The 20,945-nt window shown below is 71.8% G+C and carries 20 protein-coding genes; 9 read left to right on the forward strand and 11 right to left on the reverse strand.

Going from position 1 to position 20,945, the window contains the following annotated elements; all coding sequences use genetic code 11:
* Positions 1-6 precede the first annotated feature (6 nt).
* Positions 7-366, reverse strand: a complete 360-nt coding sequence (locus JNO44_RS20650) for an NADH-quinone oxidoreductase subunit A (RefSeq protein ID WP_067349851.1) — start codon at positions 364-366, stop codon at positions 7-9.
* Between the two features lie 765 nt (positions 367-1,131).
* On the opposite strand from JNO44_RS20650, the gene JNO44_RS20655 reads away from it, so the two are divergent.
* Positions 1,132-1,941, forward strand: coding sequence for a C40 family peptidase (locus JNO44_RS20655; protein ID WP_205365606.1), 810 nt, complete (start codon positions 1,132-1,134; stop codon positions 1,939-1,941).
* 241 nt (positions 1,942-2,182) lie between these two features.
* Positions 2,183-3,001, forward strand: a complete 819-nt coding sequence (locus tag JNO44_RS20660) for an ATP nucleotide 3'-pyrophosphokinase (RefSeq protein ID WP_205365607.1) — start codon at positions 2,183-2,185, stop codon at positions 2,999-3,001.
* Here the strand turns inward: JNO44_RS20660 and JNO44_RS20665 are convergent.
* The 3 genes from JNO44_RS20665 to JNO44_RS20675 all read right to left on the reverse strand — a co-directional run bounded on the left by JNO44_RS20665 (position 2,991) and on the right by JNO44_RS20675 (position 5,928).
* Positions 2,991-3,806 carry an alpha/beta fold hydrolase gene (locus JNO44_RS20665; protein WP_205365608.1) on the reverse strand — a complete coding sequence of 272 codons (816 nt, stop codon included), beginning with the start codon at positions 3,804-3,806 and terminating at the stop codon, positions 2,991-2,993. The two genes, JNO44_RS20660 and JNO44_RS20665, sit on opposite strands and share 11 nt — an antisense overlap.
* A gap of 167 nt (positions 3,807-3,973) precedes the next feature.
* A complete protein-coding gene (locus JNO44_RS20670) occupies positions 3,974-4,429 on the reverse strand; it encodes a carboxymuconolactone decarboxylase family protein (protein ID WP_205365609.1) in 456 nt (151 codons plus the stop codon).
* 152 nt (positions 4,430-4,581) lie between these two features.
* Positions 4,582-5,928: a geranylgeranyl reductase family protein gene (locus JNO44_RS20675; protein ID WP_338058614.1), complete on the reverse strand. Its 1,347-nt coding sequence runs from the start codon at positions 5,926-5,928 to the stop codon at positions 4,582-4,584.
* A gap of 85 nt (positions 5,929-6,013) precedes the next feature.
* On the opposite strand from JNO44_RS20675, the gene JNO44_RS20680 reads away from it, so the two are divergent.
* Together JNO44_RS20680 and JNO44_RS20685 are read left to right on the forward strand one after the other, a co-directional pair.
* Positions 6,014-6,547: a GNAT family N-acetyltransferase gene (locus JNO44_RS20680; protein ID WP_205365611.1), complete on the forward strand. Its 534-nt coding sequence runs from the start codon at positions 6,014-6,016 to the stop codon at positions 6,545-6,547.
* A gap of 161 nt (positions 6,548-6,708) precedes the next feature.
* A complete protein-coding gene (locus JNO44_RS20685; RefSeq protein ID WP_240167598.1) occupies positions 6,709-7,656 on the forward strand; it encodes a D-alanyl-D-alanine carboxypeptidase family protein in 948 nt (315 codons plus the stop codon).
* A gap of 112 nt (positions 7,657-7,768) precedes the next feature.
* On the opposite strand, the gene JNO44_RS20690 is transcribed toward JNO44_RS20685, so the two are convergent.
* The 4 genes from JNO44_RS20690 to JNO44_RS20705 form a co-directional block, all read right to left on the reverse strand.
* A complete protein-coding gene (locus JNO44_RS20690; RefSeq protein WP_205365613.1) occupies positions 7,769-8,470 on the reverse strand; it encodes a demethylmenaquinone methyltransferase in 702 nt (233 codons plus the stop codon).
* A gap of 364 nt (positions 8,471-8,834) precedes the next feature.
* Complete coding sequence (locus JNO44_RS20695; protein WP_205365614.1) at positions 8,835-9,482, reverse strand: imidazolonepropionase-like domain-containing protein; 648 nt, start codon at positions 9,480-9,482, stop codon at positions 8,835-8,837.
* Positions 9,483-9,496: 14 nt separating this feature from the next.
* Positions 9,497-10,711, reverse strand: a complete 1,215-nt coding sequence (gene mqnC / locus JNO44_RS20700; protein ID WP_039635199.1) for a cyclic dehypoxanthinyl futalosine synthase — start codon at positions 10,709-10,711, stop codon at positions 9,497-9,499.
* 176 nt (positions 10,712-10,887) lie between these two features.
* The gene (locus tag JNO44_RS20705; RefSeq protein WP_205365615.1) at positions 10,888-12,768 is read right to left on the reverse strand and encodes a serine/threonine-protein kinase; all 1,881 of its coding nucleotides are present in this window, start codon (positions 12,766-12,768) and stop codon (positions 10,888-10,890) included.
* A 154-nt stretch (positions 12,769-12,922) separates the two neighbouring features.
* Here JNO44_RS20705 and JNO44_RS20710 point away from each other — a divergent pair, with 154 nt between their 5' ends.
* Positions 12,923-14,089 (forward strand): alpha/beta hydrolase, encoded by a 1,167-nt coding sequence (locus JNO44_RS20710; RefSeq protein ID WP_240167599.1) that lies wholly within the window; start codon positions 12,923-12,925, stop codon positions 14,087-14,089.
* Positions 14,090-14,142: 53 nt separating this feature from the next.
* Here JNO44_RS20710 and JNO44_RS20715 read toward each other — a convergent pair whose 3' ends face one another.
* A complete protein-coding gene (locus JNO44_RS20715) occupies positions 14,143-15,051 on the reverse strand; it encodes a menaquinone biosynthetic enzyme MqnA/MqnD family protein (RefSeq protein WP_205365616.1) in 909 nt (302 codons plus the stop codon).
* A 250-nt stretch (positions 15,052-15,301) separates the two neighbouring features.
* Between JNO44_RS20715 and JNO44_RS20720 the strand changes: the two genes are divergently transcribed.
* The 3 genes from JNO44_RS20720 (at position 15,302) to JNO44_RS20730 (ending at position 16,625) form a co-directional block, all read left to right on the forward strand.
* Positions 15,302-15,505, forward strand: coding sequence for a cold-shock protein (locus tag JNO44_RS20720; RefSeq protein WP_003984261.1), 204 nt, complete (start codon positions 15,302-15,304; stop codon positions 15,503-15,505).
* Between the two features lie 652 nt (positions 15,506-16,157).
* The gene (locus JNO44_RS20725; protein ID WP_159030877.1) at positions 16,158-16,295 is read left to right on the forward strand and encodes a hypothetical protein; all 138 of its coding nucleotides are present in this window, start codon (positions 16,158-16,160) and stop codon (positions 16,293-16,295) included.
* Between the two features lie 18 nt (positions 16,296-16,313).
* Positions 16,314-16,625 (forward strand): hypothetical protein, encoded by a 312-nt coding sequence (locus JNO44_RS20730; RefSeq protein ID WP_039635190.1) that lies wholly within the window; start codon positions 16,314-16,316, stop codon positions 16,623-16,625.
* A 134-nt stretch (positions 16,626-16,759) separates the two neighbouring features.
* Here the strand turns inward: JNO44_RS20730 and JNO44_RS20735 are convergent, their stop codons facing one another.
* Both JNO44_RS20735 and JNO44_RS20740 read right to left on the reverse strand, forming a co-directional pair.
* Positions 16,760-18,610 (reverse strand): AMP-dependent synthetase/ligase, encoded by a 1,851-nt coding sequence (locus JNO44_RS20735; RefSeq protein WP_240167982.1) that lies wholly within the window; start codon positions 18,608-18,610, stop codon positions 16,760-16,762.
* A 546-nt stretch (positions 18,611-19,156) separates the two neighbouring features.
* Positions 19,157-19,837: a TetR/AcrR family transcriptional regulator gene (locus JNO44_RS20740; RefSeq protein WP_240167600.1), complete on the reverse strand. Its 681-nt coding sequence runs from the start codon at positions 19,835-19,837 to the stop codon at positions 19,157-19,159.
* Positions 19,838-19,991: 154 nt separating this feature from the next.
* On the opposite strand from JNO44_RS20740, the gene JNO44_RS20745 reads away from it, so the two are divergent.
* Positions 19,992-20,912 (forward strand): alpha/beta fold hydrolase, encoded by a 921-nt coding sequence (locus tag JNO44_RS20745; RefSeq protein ID WP_205365617.1) that lies wholly within the window; start codon positions 19,992-19,994, stop codon positions 20,910-20,912.
* Positions 20,913-20,945 lie beyond the last annotated feature (33 nt).

Consider the following 20,945-nt stretch of genomic DNA (forward strand, 5'->3'; position numbering starts at 1 on the left):
TGACCCCTAGTCCCATTCCAGGCCGCCGCGACGCCAGACATAGGCGTAGGCGACGAAGACGGTGAGCGCGAAGAGGAGCATCTCGACGAGCCCGAACAGCCCCAGGGCGTCGAAACTGACCGCCCAGGGATAGAGGAAGACGATCTCGATGTCGAAGACGATGAAGAGCATCGCCGTCAGGTAGTACTTGATCGGGAAGCGACCGCCGCCTGACGGGTGCGGCGTCGGCTCGATTCCGCATTCGTACGCTTCGAGCTTGGCCCGGTTGTAGCGCCTGGGGCCGATGAGCGTGGCCATGACCACGGAGAAGATCGCAAAGCCTGCCCCGAGGGCTCCCAGTACGAGGATGGGCGCGTAAGCGTTCACCGTCCTCGCTCCCTTCAGTCGACGATGACTGGATGGCGGTCCGCTCGGGCTCGCCGGCCGCCCCGAGGTGATCACGTACATGTGAGGCAGTTCACAAGCCCGATGCCCGCATCTTATGCCCGTCGGTCTGTGATCTGCGACACGGGGTCAGCCAACGCCTTTGTGATCTTCACCACCTGACGAAGGATCATGAAGTCGGATGACCGGTGATCTCCCTACACGAAGCACGCAAGTGATCACCAGAGGTGATATTCGCCGGTGTTACCGCTGGTCAGCGCGACAACCTCATTATCAAGACACATGGCCGATAAGCAAATTGGCGCTGGACGGGAGTCAACTGCTATATGCGCGACGGGCGTAGACGTGATGCGCTCGTGACCTCGCCGTGATCGTCGGCACGTGCTTCGGTTCACGAGCGGAGGGTCGGAATCGCGCAACGACGGGGTGCGCGCGGCCGGTCGACGGCCGACGGTCGGTCACAGGAACATAACGGACACTCACGAGTGACCTATCCCACGCGATTTGAAGTCATAAGACCTTGACGCCCGGGAAGCCTTGGCGCGGCGAATCAAGAAGTGATAAGCGCGCCCGGAGGCCGCGCCGGCCATCAAATGCCGTGCGTAGGAACATGATCGAGAAATTCGGACATCGCGCCGGCGCTACGGCAGTTGACGAAAAGTCCGTTTTATTCGTCGCGTACACATCAAGTGTGGCGCACCCCACCTTTGTTGGCAGCAACCTGCGGCTCCTGATAGCCGTGGTGCCATGTCCCCGAACGCACTCATACCCAGCCACCGGAAGCCCCGCCGCTCCGCGTCCTCGCGGGCCCTGCGTGCGGGCGTGACCGGTGGCTTCCTCACGCTCGCGGTGACCGGCGCGACCGTGCCGGCCAATGCCGTCGACAAGCCCGTCTCCGAAACCCAGGAGATGCCCACCATCACGACGGCGCTGGCCACCAGCGCCGCCAAGAGCGCCGACGCCGCACAGCAGGCCGCCTTCAACTACGAGCGGCAGGCGCTCCAGGACGCGGCGGCCGCCCAGGCCGACAAGGCCGCGGACAAGGCGAAGGCCGCCGCCGAGAAGAAGGCCAAGGCCGAGGCCGAGGCGAAGAAGGCCGCCGAAGAGGCCCGCAAGGCCAAGGAAGCCTCGCAGACCCGCGCCTCCCGCTCGGACGCGCGCAGCACCCTCTCCGCAGTCTCCGACGCCCCCTCCACCGGCAGCGGCAGCACCGCCACCCTCGTCTCCTTCCTCAAGGCGCAGCTCGGCAAGGCGTACGTGCTCGGCTCCAGCGGCCCGTCCTCGTACGACTGCTCCGGCCTGACCCAGGCCGCGTTCTCCCAGATCGGCATCGACCTGCCGCGCGTCTCGCAGAGCCAGTCGACCACCGGCACCCAGGTCGGCCTCGGCAACCTCCAGGTCGGCGACATCCTGTACTGGGGCAGCGCGGGCAGCGCCTACCACGTCGCCGTCTACGTCGGGAACGGCAACTTCATCGGCGCCCAGAACCCGAGCACCGGCATCGTCGAGCGGCCCCTCAGCTACGACATGCCCACCGGCGCGGTGCGCGTCCTGTAATCACGGACCGCGGCACCCCGGACCGCTCCATGGAACCGCCCCTTCCCCGCTCGGGAGGGGCGGTTCCGCGTTGTCCGGGCACCGCGGGGGCGCCCGACGTCCGTTTCGCGCCGCCCAGCGCACCGATCCGGTCAGCCACCGGCCGTCGGGCCGCACGGGCAGCTACCGATGCGCCCGAGATCCGTTGCACCTCTCGTCACGTCCGCACCACAACGCCGACGGAGAGGAACCCCGCACCCCGATGAACCCGCACCCCACCGCCCGCCGCACCGTCACCCGGGCCGCGCTCACCGCCGCCCTGGCCACCGCCCTCGGCATGGGCGCGATGCACTCCGCCACCGCCGCCTCGGCCGGCCCCGGCTCCGCGTCCGCCCCGGCGGTTTCGGCCGTCCGGGCCCGCGCCGCCGACCCCGACGGCGGCTGGAGCCGGGACGGGCTGCACCTGGACGCCGCCGACAACAAGAAGGTCGACGCGTTCCTGGACCGCGCCCGCCGGGCGGAACGCTCCCTCAGCCCCCAGCTCCGCACCGTCGCACTGTTCAGCCACGCCACCGTCGTCGGCTTCGACCAGCGGCTGAAGTCCCCCGACTCGCTCAAGCGGAAGGTCGCCACCGCGCTGCGGCAGGCCCCCGGGCAGCGCGTCGAGACCTCCCTCGCCCAGATCAACGACGCGGTCCGCTACACCCTCCAGTGGCCCACCGGCCAGTACACCCACGGCGTCAGCGTCGCCGCCGGCCTGCTCTCCTCCTGGGGCAACGACAGCACCCGCTGGTCCAACACCTGGGGCCGTGCCAAGGGCTACAAGGCCATCAACTCCGCCTGGCGCGCCCCCCGCTCGGGCCAGGTCTTCGAGGTCCAGTTCCACACCCCGCAGAGCAAGACCGCCCAGGTCGAGACCCACAAGCTCTACGAGGAGCAGCGGCTGCCGGGCACCCCACCGGGGAAGGTGCGCGCACTCCAGGCACAGCAGGACGCGATCTTCGCGGCCGTGCCGGTGCCGGCCGGGGCCGAGCGGCTGACCGGCCCGGCCCGGCGCACCCCGGTGCCCGTCAGCTCTTGAGGAACTCCAGCAGATCCGCGTTGAGCCGGGCGTGGTGGCTGGCGTAGAGGCCGTGGCCGGCGTCCGGGTACTCCTTGTAGTCGGCGCCCGGGATCAGTTCGGCGGTCCGCCGGCCGGTGACGTCGATCGGCGCGGAGAAGTCGGCCGCGCCGTGGACGACCAGGGTCGGGATGTCGATCTCGCGCAGCCCCGCCCGGTGGTCGGTGTGGAAGACCGCCTGCTGCACCTGGACGGTGGCGTACGGCGCGCACGTCATCACCTGCTGGATGGTGAGGTCGATCAGCAGCGGGTGGACGTCGTTGCCCAGGTGGGTGGCGAAGAAGACCTGCGCCTGATGCGCCATCCACCGGGGCCGGTCGTTCCGCAGCAGCTCCATCGACTGCTCGAAGGCGGTCTCCGGCAGCCCCTCGGGGTTGTCCTCGGTCTGCTTCATGAACGGCAGGGTCGCCGCGACGAACGCGGCCCGGCGCACCCGCCCGGAACCGTGCCGGGCCAGATAGCAGGCGACCTCCGCGCCACCCAGCGAGTGCCCGATCAGGGTCACCCCGGTCAGATCGAGGTGCTCCAGCAGGGCGGCCAGGTCGTCCGAGGTCGACGCGGTGTCGTAGCCGCCGGAGGGCCGGTCCGAGCGGCCGTGCCCGCGCCGGTCGAACGCGATGCAGCGGTAGCCGCGCTCCACGAAGTAGGGGATCTGGTACTCCCACATGTCGGTGAAGAGCATCGCGCTCGACACGAACACCAGCGGCTCGCCCTCGCCGTACTCCTCGTACCAGAGCCGGGTCCCGTCGTGGCCTTCGAAGAACATGGCACTTCCTCCCGTTATGGCGCTTTCGCCGCTTTCGCTTGCGACGCGTCCTACGATGCCGGGCACACGGGAGGCACACAATTACCTCCCGGGTCATGGGAGTTGGACCGACGACCGGCGGCCGCCCGCACCCCGGCGGGCGACCCCGGCACCGGCCCGCCGGCGCCCTACCAGCCCGCGCCCGCCGGCTGCCGGGTGGTGGCGTTGAGCCGGTTGAACAGGTTGGTGATGCCGATCGTCAGGACGAGCGCCGCCAGCTGCTTCTCGTCGAAGTGGTCGGCGGCGGCGTCCCAGACGGCGTCCGGCACCGGGTCGGAGCTGTCCGCGAGCCGGGTCGCGGCCTCGGTGAGCGCGAGCGCGGCCCGCTCCTCGTCACTGAAGTACGGCGCCTCCCGCCAGGCCGCCACCGTGAACAGCTTGTCGTCGTCGACCCCCGCCTTGCGGGCGCTCCTGGCCCCGCCGTCGACACAGAAGCTGCAGCCGTTGATCTGGCTGGCCCGCAGGTGCACCAGCTCCAGCGTCTCCTCCGCCACCCCGCCCGTGCGGGTCGCCTTCACCACGTCCAGGAGCGGCTGCATGGCCTCCGGAATGACCACCGCGGGGTTCTTCATACGTGCTTCCATCACTGCTCTCCTCAGCAACCTCGGATGTCCCGGCCGGCGGAGCCGTACCGCCGTGCCGTGGCCGGCTTCGCGCCGTCACTGCACCGACGGATCCCGAGCGGAGAACGTGACAGCGGGCCGGCCCCTTTTTCCCGGACCGGCCCGCGGAGGTGTCACGCCTTCGGCGCGACCTTGCTCAGCCCGTTGATGATCCGGTCCATCGCGTCGCCGCCCGTCGGGTCGGTGAGGTTGGCGAGCATCTTGAGCGTGAAGCGCATCAGCAGCGGGTGGGTCAGGCCGCGCTGGGTGGCGATCTGCATCACCTTGGGGTTGCCGATCAGCTTCACGAACGCCCGGCCCAGGGAGTAGTAGCCGCCGTAGGTGTCCTTGAGGATCTTCGGGTAGCGGTGCAGCGCCAACTCGCGCTGTGCGTAGGTGGCCCGGGCCTGCGCCTGGACGATCACCTCGGCCGCGATCGCACCGGACTCCATCGCGTACGCGATGCCCTCGCCGTTGAACGGGTTCACCAGCCCGCCGGCGTCGCCGACCAGGAGGAGGCCCTTGGTGTAGTGCGGCTGGCGGTTGAAGGCCATCGGCAGGGCCGCGCCGCGGATCGGGCCGGTCATGTTCTCCGGGGTGTAGCCCCAGTCGGCGGGCATCGACGCGCACCACGCCTTGAGGATCTCCCGCCAGTCCAGCTCCCGGAAGGCGGAGCTGGAGTTGAGGATCCCCAGGCCGACGTTGCTCGTGCCGTCGCCCATGCCGAAGATCCAGCCGTAGCCCGGCAGCAGCCGGTCCTGGGCACCCCGGCGGTCCCACAGCTCCAGCCAGGACTCCAGGTAGTCGTCGTCGTGCCGCGGCGAGGTGAAGTACGTCCGCACCGCGACGCCCATCGGCCGGTCCTCGCGCCGGTGCAGCCCCATCGCCAGCGACAGCCGGGTGGAGTTGCCGTCGGCGGCGACCACGATCGGGGCGTGGAAGGTCACCGGCGCCTTCTCCTCGCCGAGCTTGGCGTGCACGCCGGTGATGTGGCCGGTCAGCTCGTTCACGATCGGGGCGCCCACGTTGCACCGCTCATGGAGCCGGGCGCCGGCCTTCTGCGCCTGCCGGGCCAACTGCTCGTCGAAGTCGTCGCGTTTGCGGACCAGGCCGTAGTCCGGGAAGGAGGCGAGATCCGGCCAATCGAGTTGGAGCCGGGAGCCGCCGCCGATGATGCGCAGGCCCTTGTTGCGCAGCCAGCCGGCCTCTTCGGAGATGTCGATGCCCATCGCGATCAGCTGCTTGGTGGCGCGCGGGGTGAGCCCGTCGCCGCAGACCTTCTCGCGCGGGAACGCGGTCTTCTCCAGGAGCAGTACGTCCAGGCCGGACTTGGCGAGGTGGTAGGCGGTGGCCGAGCCGGCCGGCCCGGCACCGACGACGATCACATCCGCGCTGTGCTCCGATCGGGGCGTGGTCACGGACTCGGTCACGGACGCGGACTCGGTCACGGCATTTTCTCCCGGAAGTCGATATCTGGATATCCGCTGTGGATATCTGGGTGCCGACCGGCACTGGGCAGGTGCAGTCTATGGGGGCCTTGATGATCGGAAACTGAAGGGTTGTGCCATGACGTCTGCGCCCGCCCCCCGGCCCGCGCGGCCCCTCCCCGCCGTCGAACTGCGCGTGCCCACCGAAGAGGACGCGTGGCACTGGCACCACGTCTTCAACGACCCCGAGGTGATGGAGTTCCACGGCGGCGCCCCCGCCGAACTCTCGGTCTACGAGGAACTCACCGCCCGCCAGCGCCGCCACCACGCCGAACACGGCTTCTGCCTCTACACCCTGCTCGACCCGGCGGACGGCGCGGTCATCGGCTTCACCGGCGCCCAACCCTGGCCGTGGGAGTGGGGCCCGGCGGGCGAGATCGAGATCGGCTGGCGGCTGGGCCGGGCGTACTGGGGCAAGGGGTACGCGACGACGGCCGCGGAACGCGCGCTGGACGCCGTACGCACGGCCGGCGTCCGCCGTGTGGTGGCGCTGATCGACTCCCGCAACGCCCGCTCGATAGCGGTGACCCGGCGCCTGGGAATGCACCGGGCCGAGACGGTCACGCCCCCGACCGGCAACCGCACGGCGTACTGCCACCGACTGGACCTCTGACCCCGACCTCGGGACCGGGGACGAGGGACGGGGACGGGGACGAGGGAGAAGCGGGGTGGGGCGGCGGCGTCAGGACCGGCATCGGAAACGACCGAAACAAGTGCGCCGCCCCACGCATCCATTGCCGCGCCCCAGGTGTCTCATCAGAGAGCGGCACCCTCATGTGGCCGCACTGCAGGGGTATTTGGAGCATCCACTTGAAAATTGGCATCAAAGGCATCAGGGGCATCAAGGGCATTCGGCACGCAACCGCCGTGGCCGTCACCACCGGAGCCGTCCTGACCGCCGGAGCGTTCGGCTCCCAGGCGCAGGCCGCCACCCTCCCGACGCCCAGCATCACCGCCGCCGGCGGTTTCGTGATGAACAACGGCACCGGGGCGACGCTCTACGGCAAGGCCGCCGACACCCGCCGGTCCACCGGCTCCACCACCAAGATCATGACGGCCCGGGTGGTGCTGGCCCAGAAGAACCTCAACCTGGATTCCAAGGTCACGGTCCAGAAGGCGTACAGCGACTACATCGTCAACAACAACTGGGCCTCGTCCGCCCATCTGATCGTCGGCGACCAGGTGACGGTCCGCCAGCTGCTCTACGGGCTGATGCTCCCGTCCGGCTGCGACGCCGCCTACGCGCTGGCCGACAAGTTCGGCACCGGCTCGACCCGGGACGCCCGGGTGAAGTCGTTCATCGGCCAGATGAACGCCACCGCCAAGAGCCTGGGCATGAACAACAGCCACTTCGACTCGTTCGACGGAATAGGGCGTGGCACGAACTACTCGACGCCGCGCGACCTGACCAAGCTCGCCAGCAACGCGATGAAGTTCTCCACGTTCCGCACGGTCGTGGGCACCAAGTCCACCAAGCAGAAGGTCACGACGAAGAGCGGCGGCTACCGCTACATGTCGTGGACCAACACCAACAACCTGCTCGGCAGCTACCAGGGCACCATCGGCGTGAAGACCGGCTCCGGCCCGGAGGCCAAGTACTGCCTGGTCTTCGCCGCCACCCGCAACGGCAAGACCGTCATCGGCACGGTCCTCGCCTCGCCGTCCCTGGACAACCGCACCGCGGACGCCAAGAAGCTGATGGACTACGCGTTCAAGAAGTAACCGGCCATCTCGCCCAAGGGCCCGCCCCGGTCGCGTCTTCCGCGACCGGGGCGGGCCCTTCGGTCATCGAGGCGTGCGGCCCCTTCGTTCCGGTCGGCCTTTGCAGCCCCGGTCAGCCCTTCGCCGGCTTGGTGCCCCGGTGCATCGCCACGACCCCACCGGTCAGGTTGCGCCAGGCGACCTCGGTCCAGCCCACGCCCTGGAGCCGGGCGGCCAGCTCGGGCTGGTTGGGCCAGGTGCGGATGGACTCGGCGAGGTAGACGTACGCGTCCGGATTGCTGCTGACCGCACGGGCGACCGGCGGCAGCGCCCGCATCAGGTACTCGGTGTAGACCGTCCGGAACGGCGCCCAGGTCGGCTCGCTGAACTCGCAGATCACCACCCGCCCACCGGGCTTGGTGACGCGGTACAGCTCCGCCAGCGCGGCATCGGTGTCCTGGATGTTGCGCAGGCCGAAGGAGATCGTGACGGCGTCGAACACCTCGTCCGCGAACGGCAGCCGGGTCCCGTCCCCCGCCGCGAACGGCAGCCACGGGTGCCGCTTCTTGCCCTCCCGCAGCATCCCGACCGAGAAGTCGCACGGCACGACGTACGCCCCGGTCCGCGCGAACGGCAGCGACGAGGTGCCGGTCCCGGCCGCGAGGTCGAGCACCCGCTCGGCGGGCCGCGCGGCCACCGCGCGCTGCACCTCCTTGCGCCAGAGCCGCGCCTGGCCGAGGGAGAGCACGTCGTTGGTGAGGTCGTACCGTGCCGCCACGTCGTCGAACATCGCGGCGACTTCGTGCGGCTGCTTGTCCAGGGATGCTCGGGTCACCCGGCCATTGTCCACCGTGCGCCGGCGGGGCCGGTCACCGGGCAGGCCGGTGGCCGGTGGGCCGGTGGGCCGGGCGTTTGGTCGGGGACGGCCGTCATGCCCCCCTCCGACATTCCGGGCGGTCGAGCGGTGCGTGAGGCATCGTGAGCGGCCGGGCGACGGCCGTCCCCGCAACCAAGATCCTGCCGGGCCGAATCATCCGTTCCGATTCCGTTGACGCCGCACTGACGCGGCACCGGCGGGCCTTGACGGGTCTCTGACGGAGTGCGCAGCCGGCGCACGTCGCGCCAAACTTGCAGGTCGACGATCGTTCCGGTGCCCCTCGCACCCGCGCGAGCCCGTGCGCGGGTGCGACGTGCGGGGGTCAGCGCCGGCGGTGGACGAGGCGGCCGGCGAGGACGGTGGCCAGGCAGCTGCCGTCCGGGGCGAAGACGGCGAAGTCGGCGGGGGCGCCGGGAACCAGGGAGCGGGCGGGGGCTTCGGCGGCCCCGCCGGCCCGGGCCGGGGACGCTGGGGAGGTCCGGGTGGTTTGCCGGATGCCGGAACGCTGGACGGCGGTGCGGACGGCGGGGTGGGTGAAGGGCCCGGCCAGCGTGGTGGTGCCGAGGGCGAGCAGGCGCTGGAGGCCGCGCCGGGCGCTGGCGCCCCAGCGGGCCTCGGTCATCGGCAGGGCGGCCAGCGCCGCGCCGGTCAGCGGCTCCGTGCCCAGTTCCGCGGCCTCGCGCGGATCGGGGTGGTAGGTGGCCTCCAGCAGCGCCGCGCCGTCCGGTTCATGACGGCCGGGGGTCAACGTCCCGTCCCACTCCCGGATGCGGATGCTCCCCCGAGCTCCCGACCCCGCGTGCGCAGGGGGGACCCCCGTGCCGTAGGCCGCCAGCAGTTCCTCGTAGGGGCCGACGGCGGCCAGCCGGTCACCGTCGACGACGACCGCGTACCCGGGGAGCGGCTCGGCGCCCTCGGGGTCCTCGGCGGGGGCGAGCCGGACGGCCCGTACCCGATGGAGCGTCAACATCCCTGGCCCGGCGGTCAGTTGGTCTCGACGAGCTTGAGTTCCGGGTGGGCGGTGCCTCCCTCGATGGCCGTCGAGGAGAGGTGCGAGACGACGCGGTCGTCGACCGGGTCGTTGGCCGGGTCGTCGTGCACGACCAGGTGCTCGTACGTCGTGGAGCGCTGCGCCGGGACGCGGCCCGCCTTGCGGATCAGGTCGATGATCTCCTGGCGGTTGGAACGGTGCTTGGCGCCGGCCGAGGAGACCACGTTCTCCTCCAGCATGATCGAACCGAGGTCGTCCGCGCCGTAGTGCAGCGACAGCTGGCCGATCTCCTTGCCGGTGGTCAGCCAGGAGCCCTGGATGTGGGCGACGTTGTCGAGGAAGAGGCGCGCGATGGCGATCATGCGCAGGTACTCGAAGAGGGTCGCCTGCGTCCGGCCCTTCAGGTGGTTGTTCTCGGGCTGGTAGGTGTACGGGATGAAGGCGCGGAAGCCGCCCGTCCGGTCCTGGACGTCGCGGATCATCCGGAGGTGCTCGATCCGCTCGGCGTTGGTCTCGCCGGTGCCCATCAGCATCGTGGACGTCGACTCGACACCCAGCTTGTGGGCCGCCTCCATGATCTCCAGCCAGCGCTCGCCGGACTCCTTCAGCGGCGCGATGGCCTTGCGGGGGCGGGCGGGCAGCAGCTCGGCACCGGCGCCGGCGAAGGAGTCCAGGCCCGCGGCGTGGATCCGGGTGATGGCCTCCTCGACCGGGACACCGCTGATCCGGGCCATGTGCTCGACCTCGGAAGCGCCGAGGGAGTGGATGACCAGCTGCGGGAATTCCTTCTTGATGGCCGAGAAGTGCTTCTCGTAGTACTCGACGCCGTAGTCCGGGTGGTGGCCGCCCTGGAACATGATCTGGGTGCCACCCAGTTCGACGGTCTCCGCGCAGCGCCGCAGGATGTCGTCGAGGTCGCGGGTCCAGCCCTTCTCGGTGTCCTTGGGCGCGGCGTAGAAGGCGCAGAACTTGCAGGCCGTCACACAGACGTTGGTGTAGTTGATGTTGCGCTCGATGATGTACGTCGCGATGTGCTCCGTACCGGCGTAACGGCGGCGGCGGACGGCGTCGGCGGCCTGGCCCAGCGCGTGCAGCGGCGCGGAGCGGTAGAGGTCGAGCGCCTCCTCCGGCGTGATGCGGCCGCCCTGCGCGGCGCGGTCGAGTACGGCTGTGACATCAAAAGACTTGAGGTCGGCGTTCTCGGTCACCGGGGCGTCCCTTTCGGAGGCGGACAAACAGCAAGCGCAGCGAGCACTTAAGGACTGAACCAGCGTACGCCAGGGGTCCGACAGCGCTGCCGGGGGCCGGTACGCGGGCGGGCGACGACGGCCCTCCCGGCGGGCCCCCGCCGCACCGCGCGTCCGACCGGCCGTGGCTCCGCCCGTCAGCCGCCGCTCCTCGTCAGGGTCGCCTTCGGGGTGCCGCCCCGCTTGTCGTCCGAGGTGAAGGCGAGCGTGCCGTCCTTGTCGAGGGTGTACGTCACGGTGGAGGTGTTGCCCGTACAGGCCGGCCCCTGATTGCCGTCGGGGGTCTCCTGGAGGACCAGCTTGCCGCCGTTGGCCGACAGCAGCTTCGCCTTGGCCTGGCAGCGCACCAGCACCACGTCGTACGTCGTCCGCACGACGACGTCGCCCTTGTCGCCGGTCTTGATGACGCTGGTCATGGTGCCGTTGGGGATCCCGTTCGCCATGGTGACGGTGCCGCTCCAGGTGCCGAGGAAGCCCTTGGGGACGCCACCGGCACCGTCGGCGGGCCCGGAGGGCCGGGCCGTCGGGGGGTGTCCGGCCGGCGGCTCGGCGGTGGAGCCGCCTCCCGCCGGCCCCTTGAGCACGCCCAGGAACACCGCGGCAGTGGTGGCGACCGCCAGCGCGCCGGCCACGGAGAGCACCAGCGTGCAGCTCACCCGCCGGGGCCGGTCCTTCTCCTTGCCGCCGAGCGCGCCGGTGAGCGCGATCCGCCGCTCCTTGGGGCCGGCGGCCGGAGCCGGGGCCGATCCGGTCGGCAGATCGGCGAGGCCGGACGGGGGCGGGGGCGGGGACGCCGGCGGAGGCGCGGGCGACGACGTGGGCGCGGGTGCGTGCGGCGGGGGTACGGACGGCGGCACGGGGGGCGGCGGGGGCGCGGCCGCGCCGTACGAGGTGCCGGCCGCCGGCCAGGAGGACGGTGGGGCCGCGCCCGCCCCCGTCGGTGCGCCGGTCCCCGGCTGCGCGACGGGGCCGTCGCTCGGCGCCGGGGTATCGAACGGGATCAGTCCGGACACCGTCCCGTAGGAGGGGTCCGGCGGCCCGAATCCCCCGCCGGACGGGGTGATTCCGGAGGCGGTGATTCCGGACGCGGCGGTTCCGGAGGCCGCGGCCCCTTCCGCGTCCAGATTCAGCAGCGCCACGGCCTGTCGGCTGACCTGCTCGACCAGGGGTCCCGGCAGCCAGCCGGCACGGACCAGCCCGGCCGCGCCGCCGGCGTCCCCCGCGAGCCGCGCCGCGACCTCCTCCGGAGCGGGCCGGCGCGCCGGCTCCTTGGCCAGGCAGGCGACCACCGACTCCCGCAGCGCGCCGACGAGTTCCGGACCGAGCTCGGGTTCCTCGTGCACCACCTTGTAGAGCAGCGCGGCGGACGAGTCCCCGGTGAACGGGGCGGTCCCGGTTGCCGCGAAGGCGAGCACCGCGCCCAGGGAGAAGACGTCGGCGGCGGCGTCCGCCCCCTTGCCGAGGATCTGCTCGGGCGCCATGTAGCCGGGCGAGCCGACCGAGACCCCGGTGGAGGTCAGTGAGGCGGTGCCGTCCGTGGCCCGCGCGATCCCGAAGTCGATCAGCAGCGGCCCGTCCAGCGTCAGCAGCACGTTGGAGGGTTTGACGTCCCGGTGGACGAGGCCCAGCGCGTGCACGGCGGTCAGCGCCTCGGCCAGTCCGGCGCCCAGGGCCCGTACGGAGTGCTCGGCGAGCGGGCCGTGGTCGGCGACCGCGCGCGCCAGGGAGGGGCCGGCCACATAGCCGGTGGCGACCCAGGGGACGGGGGCGTCGGGGTCGGCGTCCAGAACGGGCGCGGTCCAGGCGCCGCCGACCCGTCGTGCCGAGGCGACCTCGCGCCGGAAGCGGGCCCGGAACTCGTCGTCGGCGGCGTACTGGGCGTGTACGGCCTTCACCGCCACGGTCCGCCCACCGGCGCTGCGCCCCAGATAGACGCGCCCCATCCCGCCGGCGCCCAAGCGGCCGAGCAGCCGGTATCCGCCCAGGGACCGTGGGTCCTCGTCGGCCAGCGGTTCCATGGCGCCTCCCCCTCCTGACGGCGGATCCAGCTTATGACCCAGGTCATGCCCCGCTCCCGAAACCCACCACCCCGCTTTCCGCATCAAACAGGGCGCAAGCCGACCATCCGCCTCCGAGGCCGCTGGCCCAGGGCCCGTCCATCGGGAGACGTCCGTGCATCACACCCCCGGGGACCGCCCTGACGACCCGCGCCGGGAGCACCGCAGCGGCCGGCGCGGCCTGCGGGGCCGCGTGCGCCTCATAGGCCGCGGCCGTTCGGCCCGGTGGACACAGGAGGGGCGGCCGGCCCGCCGCCCCCGGTGGCGCATGTCCTTCCTCACCGGCCTGGTTGCCGTGGTCGGCCTGTGCGCCTACCCGACCGTCAAGTACCTGGACGTGCTGAACGACACCGGTGAGCCGATGTCGTTCAGCCAGGCGCTGCCCGACGGCTCCGCGGGACCGGTGCAGGCGTCCGCGGCCGGAGCGGGGGTCCGGATGCCGACCGGCCCGCAGGCCGCGTTCCATACGGCGGCCACGCTCAGCGACGGCACGAAGATCGGCGTCACCACCCTGCACGGCAAGAAATCCGGCTTCACCGGGAAGGTGTGGGTCTGGGCGCCCAAGGAGTACTACGAGGACCGCTACCGCAACAGTGCCTTCCCGGTCCTGATCGCCCTACCGGGCAGCTACGGCTTCCCCAGCAACTACTGGTCGGCCACCGGCCACAAGCTCCAGCAGACCGTCAGCGATCTGGTGGCCCTGGGGCGCAGTCGGCCGTTCCTCGTCGTGATGCCGGTCCTCAACCCCACCAAGCGCTACTACGACGGCAGCGACATCCCCGGGCAGCCGAAGATGGGCACCTGGATGTCCGACGACGTCCCCGACCTGGTCAAGGCCAACTTCCGGACGTTCACCAGCCGCGACGGCTGGGCCTTCATGGGCTCCTCGTCCGGCGGTTTCGTCGCCCTGAAGCAGGTCCTCCAGCATCCGGACCGCTTCAAGGCGGTGATCGCCAGCGGCCCGGACACCCGCCCGGACTCGCCCCTGTGGCGCGGCCACCGGGCGGAGATGCGGGCGAACGACCCGGAGCGGCTGGCGCAGCGGCTGGCCGCCCGCCCCGGCGCCCCCGACGTCTACGTGCAGTTCCAGATCGGCACGCAGGAGGGCGGCCGGGCCAACCTGGAGCGCTTCGTCCAGCGGTACGCCAAGGGGCCGGTCCACGCCCGCCTGCACGTCATCGAGGACGGCGGCCACAACGCCCGGAGCTATCTCCGCGGGATGCGGGACGCGAGCCTGGAGGCCATCAGCCGGGTCCTCCGCGGCCCGACGCCGACGCCGTAGGCAGGCGGTCCGGCGCCCGGGCGAGGGACGCCCGGGCCGCCGGCCACGCGCCGCTACGCCCGGGCGCCGGCAGCCGCCGGCAGCAGTTCCACCGCCACGTCGGCCGGGAACCCGGTGGTCGGGCCCACCCGCCGGGCGAACTCGGTGACGCCGCGCAGCTGGTCCGGCCCGAACCGGAAGTCCAGCGTGGTGAAGTACCGCTCCAGCACCTGCTCGTCGAAGTGCTCCCAGCGGGCGGCCTGCTCGGCGACCTTGCCGACCTCCTCCAGCGACAGGTCGCGGGAGGCCAGGAACGCCTCGTGCACCTGCTGGACCACCTCCGGCTCGCGCTCCAGGTAGTCGCGCCGGGCCGCCCAGACCGCGAAGACGAACGGGAGCCCCGTCCAGTCCTTCCACATCTGGCCCAGGTCGTGGACGTCCAGGCCCAGCGTGGGTGCGTCGTGCAGGTTGGCGCGGAGCGCGGCGTCGCCGATCAGGACCGCCGCGTCGGCCTCCTGCATCATCAGCCCGAGGTCCGGCGGGCAGGTGAAGTAGTCGGGCCGCACCCCGATCTTCTCGGCGAGCAGCAGCTGCGCCAGCCGGACGGAGGTCCGCGAGGTGGACCCGAGGGCGACCCGGGCACCGTCCAGCTGCTCCAGCGGCTTCTGCGAGACGATCACGCAGGACATCACCGGGCCGTCGCAGCCGACCGCGAGGTCGGGGAAGGCGACGAGGTCGTCGGCGGCCCGCAGGAATTCGACGAGCGTGATCGGCGCGATGTCGAGCTCCCCGCGCACCAGCCGCTCGCTGAGCTTCTCGGGGGTGTCCTTGGTGAGGTCCAGGTCGAGGAGGGTGCCCGTACGGGCCAGGCCCCAGTAAAGGGGCAGGCAGTTCAGGAACTGGATGTGGCCCACTCGCGGCCGGCTGCGACGGTGGTCTGCGTCGGCTCCCGCGGGTGCGTCTCCAAAGGTTGAATTGTCCACATGCGGAGGCTAGACCCGCCGACCTCGGCGCCGGACGCCGGGGCCCCGCTGTGGCCTTTCCCTCTCCCCGCCAAACGTGATCTTTGGCTCTTCCACCTCCGGAGCCCACCGTGCTAGGCTCAGGCCAAGTTGCAGTTTGGTTTCCCTTGCAGTACAGAGCCTGCGGAGCATGTGACCCGCAGGCTTTTGTAGTTTTCAGACTTCTTTGCAGGTTCTGGAGCAGGGCAACCCTTTGGCCCAAGGAGGGCTTATGGCTACCGGAACCGTCAAGTGGTTCAACGCTGAAAAGGGCTTCGGCTTCATCGCCCAGGACGGCGGCGGCCCGGATGTCTTCGTCCACTACTCGGCGATCAACGCCTCTGGCTTCCGCTCCCTGGAGGAGAACCAGCAGGTCAACTTCGACGTCACGCAGGGTCCGAAGGGCCCGCAGGCGGAGAACGTTACGCCGGTTTGAGTTGCCCGCTCTGGTCTTTCTCCTCTGATTGACCAGTAGCACCCAAGGAGCCCCACTTCCGTCTTCGGGCGGAGGATGGGGCTCCTGCCTTTTGTACAGCCTTTCGTACAGCTCTCCGCCGGCCGCACTTTTCCGCTCCCGCCCGCCCGGAAAAATGAATACCAGGTGAATATCCCGTCGTACCCGGCCGTGGAGCGGCGCACGGCGCGGCGCGACCGCCGCCCGGCGCCGCCCCCCTTCCGGTCCGGCGGCCGCCCCGGAGGCCCGCCCGCGAACATCCCGCAGCGGGAACGGAACGCATAATTCCCCGCAGCGGGAACGCCCCGGAAATCCGCACGCCCGCCGGAAGATCGGGAACAGCGGATTGTGCATTCCGACGATTCGCCGGCCCGGAAATCTTCCCCAATTCCTCCCGAGGACCGCCGCCGTGGGCGCCGCGCCGCCCGGGTGCGCCGTCCTGGCCTGCGGACTCCCCGCCCCGCACGGTCCGCGGGCGCGCCGGGAGCGGCGACCGCTCCCCGCATGCGGGCGGGGCCGGATAAACCGCACCTGTGGTCGAACCGGGAAGGCCGCGCCCGGTGGCGGCGAGGGCGACGGGCGCGATCACGGAAAGTGGTCACATGGCCACATGGGAGGTTCTACCGTGGGCAGAATGAGCGAGGACATGCCGCCGCAGAAGCCCTGCCCCGATTGCGGTGGCGCGGGCACCGTCGAGTGGGAGACCCCTGGCGGCCACAAGGTCACCACGCAGTGCTCCGGCTGCGCCGGCACCGGAACCGTCCTGGCATAGAGGAGGCGGACGCAACCCATGGCGGCCTTCAGCAGAAACGGCAAGCCGGTCGGCCTCGATGCGCAGTACGTCGGCAGACTCCCGTGCGCCGCCTGCGGGCTGCGGCCGATGAAACTGCCCGGCCGGGAGGGCGGGGTGTGCATTCCCTGCTTCGCGGAGGAGCGGGCGGCGGCGGGGCGACGGGCCGCGTCGGCCGGTGCGTGGGTGGCGGCGAGCTTCGTCGGCGACCCGTGCCTGGCGTGCGGTTCGCGGTCCGTGGACGCCAACGGATGGGCGTTCTGGTGCAATTCATGCCAGATGCAGACGGCGGTGGCCTTACCCCCACGATGAGGCCGGGCCCGCGGTGAGACCGGGGCACGGCATAGCAGGAAGACCCCGTGCCACCTCCCCCACAGAGGTGACACGGGGGTTCCAGTTTGACGCGCGGAGGGCCGCGGCTCCAGAGCCGGAATCACTCCCTTGCTCTACGTTTGGTAAAGCTGTGCTATCTCGCTGGCGAAGTCGCGGGCGACGACGGCGCGGCGGAGCTTGAGGGACGGCGTGAGATGGCCGGTCTGCTCGGTGAACTCCGCGGGGAGGACGGCGAAGCGGCGGATGGACTCGGCGCGGGAGACCAGCTCATTGGCGTCGTCGACGGCGTGCTGGAGGTCGGCGAGGAGCCGCTCGTCGTGGACGAGTTCGGCGAGCGGTACGTCCTGTTTCCTGGCCATATGACGCCAGTGGGCGAGGCCGTCGGGCTCCAGGGTGAGCAGGGCGGTGACGTAGGGCCGGTTGTCCCCGATGACCATGCACTGGCCTACGAGGGGGTGCGCGCGCAGGCGGTCCTCCAGGGGCGCGGGGGCGACGTTCTTGCCCCCGCTGGTCACGATGATCTCCTTCTTGCGGCCGGTGATGGTGAGGTAGCCGTCGGCGTCGAGGGCGCCGAGGTCGCCGGTGGCCAGCCAACCGTCCTGGTCGGCGGCCGGGGCGGCGGCGTCGGCGGCGGCGTCCCAGTAGCCCGTGAAGACATGGGGGCCGCGGAGCAGGATCTCGCCGTCGTCGGCGATCCGGACCGCGCTGCCGGGGAGCGGCCAGCCGACCGTGCCGATCCGGGGGCGCAGGGGCGGGGTGATGGTGCTCGCGGCGGTGGTCTCCGTCAGGCCGTAGCCCTCGAAGATCTCGATGCCGGCGCCGGAGTAGAAGGCGGCGAGGCGGTGGCCCAGCGGTGAACCGCCGCAGATCGCGTAGCGGACCCTGCCGCCGAGGGCGGCGCGGATCCGGCGGTAGACGAGCGGGTCGTAGAGCTTGCGGGCGGCCTTGAGGGCGACGCCGGGGCCGGGGCCGGTCCCGTGTTCCCTGGCCTCGACGGCCTCGCCGTAGGAGCGGGCGATGCGGACGGCGCGGTCGAAGGAGGCGGCCCGGCCCATCTTCTCGGCGGTGGCGCGGCCGGTGTTGAAGACCTTCTCCAGGACGTAGGGGATGGCGAGGAGGAAGGTGGGCCGGAAGGCGGCGAGGTCGGCGAGGAGCTCGTCGGTCCGGATGCTGGGGGCGTGGCCGAGGCGGACCCGGGCGCGCAGGCAGCCGACGGCGACCATGCGGCCGAAGACGTGCGAGAGGGGCAGGAAGAGGAGGGTGGCGGCGGGCTCGTCGCTGACCGAGGTGAAGACGGGGTGGAGGAGGGCGATGGCGTTGTCGACCTCGGCGAAGAAGTTGGCGTGGGTGAGGGCGCAGCCCTTGGGGTTGCCGGTGGTGCCGGAGGTGTAGACGAGGGTGGCCAGCACATGGGGGGTGAGGGTGGCGCGGCGTTCGTCCACGACCTCGTCGGGGAGGTCCCGGCCGGCGTCGACGAGGTGGCCGATGGCACCGGTGCTGAACTGCCAGAGGTGGTCGAGGGCGGGGAGTTGGCCGCGGATCTGGCTGATCAGGCGGGCCTCGTCGACGCCCTCGACGGCGCAGGCACGGGCCGTGGAGTCGTGCAGGATCCACTGCGCCTGGTGGGCCGAGGAGGTCGGGTAGAGGGGGACGGTGACCAGGCCGGCGGCCCAGGCGGCGAAGTCGAGGAGGGTCCACTCGTAGGTGGTGCGCGCCATGATCGCGAGCCGGTCGCCGGGGCGGAGGCCGTGCGCGATCAGGCCCTTGGCGACGGCGCGGACCTCGGCGGCGAAGGCGGCGGCGGTGACGTCGCGCCAGGTGCCGTCGGGCCGCTTGCGGGAGAGGACGGTCTCGTGCGGGGCCTCGGCGGCGTTGGTGAAGGGGATGTCGCCGAGCGAGCCGGTGCGGACGGGTGGGGCCAGCGGGGGGACGGAGACCTCGCGGACGGCTCCGTCGACCAACATCGTGCGGGGCGGGGCGAGTTGGGGAGCGGTGGCGGGGGCGTGCGCGTTCGGGGGTGCGCTGGGCTGGTTGAACACGAGCGGCTCCTCGGTGTTGCGCGCTGGTGTTGCGGGGGGAAAGGGGCGGGGCGGGGCGGGGTGGCGCTTCCTCTTCCGCCGGGCCCTGTGGGGGCGGGCGGTCGCGCGCCGGGGCGGCCGGGAGGGGTGGCTTGTGGCCGTCTCCCGTCGTCGGCCGCGGCGTGGTGGGGTGTCGGCTCGCGCGCCGCGGGGGCTCCGTCGGTCCCGCCCACGGCCGGCGGGTGCCGACCGGCTGCGCGAGCACGGCCCGTGCGGTCGCACGGCCGGGCACGGGCCCCGCCCACCCGGCGCGGGAGGCCCGACGGCGCGGCAGCGGAACGCGGCGGAGGCGGCAAGGTGCCAGCCCCTTTCGGCACTGACCCGACGGTAACCTTACTGCGCGGTAAATTTACGCCCAGGTACGGGCGCCGGCCAATGCCCGTGCACGGATTTCCTCGGCGGCCGGGGCGTGACACACCCCCGCCGGTCCGGTCAGGCCGGGGTCCAGCGCTCGCCGTGCATGAGGCGGCCCAGGCCGGCCCAGGCGAAGTTCATCAGGGTGCCGGCGGCGTCCTTGGCCGTCGGCCGTTCGCGTTCGCCGATGGCCCCCAGGGCCGAAGTGCCCTCGGCGGCACAGGCGTTGGCCCACTCGGCGAGCGATTCGGCGGCGCCGACGAGGGCGTGCGCCAGGCCCGCGACCTCGCGGTCGGCCAACTCGCCGGCGCACCCCGCCTCCTTCGCGGCGGCACCGATCAGACCGGCGACGAACCGCACGATCTCCGCCCGCATCGCGGCCACCTCGTTCGCGAACGGCTCCCCCTGCGTGCGCGCCTGCTGGTGCAACACCGCCCAGCCTTCGGGGTGTTCGGCGGTGTGCGCGAAGAAGCCGGTCAGGCCGCACCAGAGTTGGCGGTCGGCGGCGGCGTCCTTTTCCACGGCCGCGGTCACGGCCGCCACCAGGGCCGCGGCCTCACGCCGGATGACCGCGCTGAAGAGCTCCTCCTTGGAGTTGAGGTAGAGGTAGACCAGGGGCTTGGAGACGCCCGCGAGTTCGGCGATCTCGTCCATGGAGGCCGCCCGGTACCCGCGCCGCGCGAACGTCCGCACCGCCGCGTCCATCATCTGCCGCTCCCGGACCGCGCGCGGCACCCGCTTGCTCTTGGCAGCACCCACCCTGAAAACCCTCCATCACCCCGCCCCTTTGCGGCATTTACCGCAAAGTAAGTTTACGATCTTCGCCCTCCTCGCCCGGTCGCTTGACATGATGTGAGACATGACGAGACGATACGGTCCGTTCCGTTGACCGTATACGAAATGGGGGCCGCGCATGCCGCAGCGAGGAACAGGGATCGAGGAGCGCTTCGTCGACGCCGCGCCGGGCATCCGGCTGTGGACGGAGCAGCGCGGGCCCGCCGACGCGCCGCCGCTGTTGCTGGTCATGGGCGCGCAGGCCACCGGCGTCGGCTGGCCGGAGCCGCTGGTGGACGCGTTGGCCGCACGACACCGGGTGATCCGCTACGACCATCGCGACACCGGCCGCTCCACCTGGTCGTTCGAGGACCGGCCGTACCGGATCGCGGACCTCGCCGACGATGTGAGCGCCGTGCTCGACGGGCTCGGCGTCGCCCGCGCACACCTGGTGGGGATGTCGCTGGGCGGCATGCTGGCCCAGATGGTCCTCGCCGACCACCCGGAGCGGCTGCTCAGCGCCACCCTGATGGGCACCTGCGCGCTCAGCACCGCCCCGTACACCCGGCCCGACGGCGGCACCGTCCCCGTGGCGGAGCTGCCGGGCATCGCACCGGAGGTACTGGAGATGTGGGCCCGTCCGGTGGCGGACCACGGCGAGCAGGCCGAGATCGAGCGCCGGGTCGAGCACTGGCGGGTGCTCGCCGGTGACCGGCTGCCGTTCGACGCGGCGTACTACCGCGCGCTGGAACGGCGGGTCGTCGCACACACCGGGCACTACCGCCCGAGCACCGCCCACGGGCGCGCCGACGACGGCGGGATGCTGCGCACCGAGGAGCTGGCGCGGAACGAGGTGCCCACGCTGGTGCTCTCCGGGCCGGCGGAGCCGGTCTTCCCGCCACCGCATCCGCAGCATCTCGCGCAGGCGATCAGGGGTGCGGAGGTGGTGGAGATCCCGGGGATGGGGCACGCGCTGCCGCCGGAGGTCCACCGACCGCTGGCGGAGGCGATCCTGGCGCACACCGGCGCGGCGCACGGGGCGGCGACGGGCGCCCGCTGAGCCGCCGCGCCGGCCCCGCCCGGACGCGAGCGC

The sequence above is a fragment of the Streptomyces noursei genome (genome assembly GCF_016917755.1).
GTDB lineage: Bacteria > Actinomycetota > Actinomycetes > Streptomycetales > Streptomycetaceae > Streptomyces > Streptomyces yunnanensis.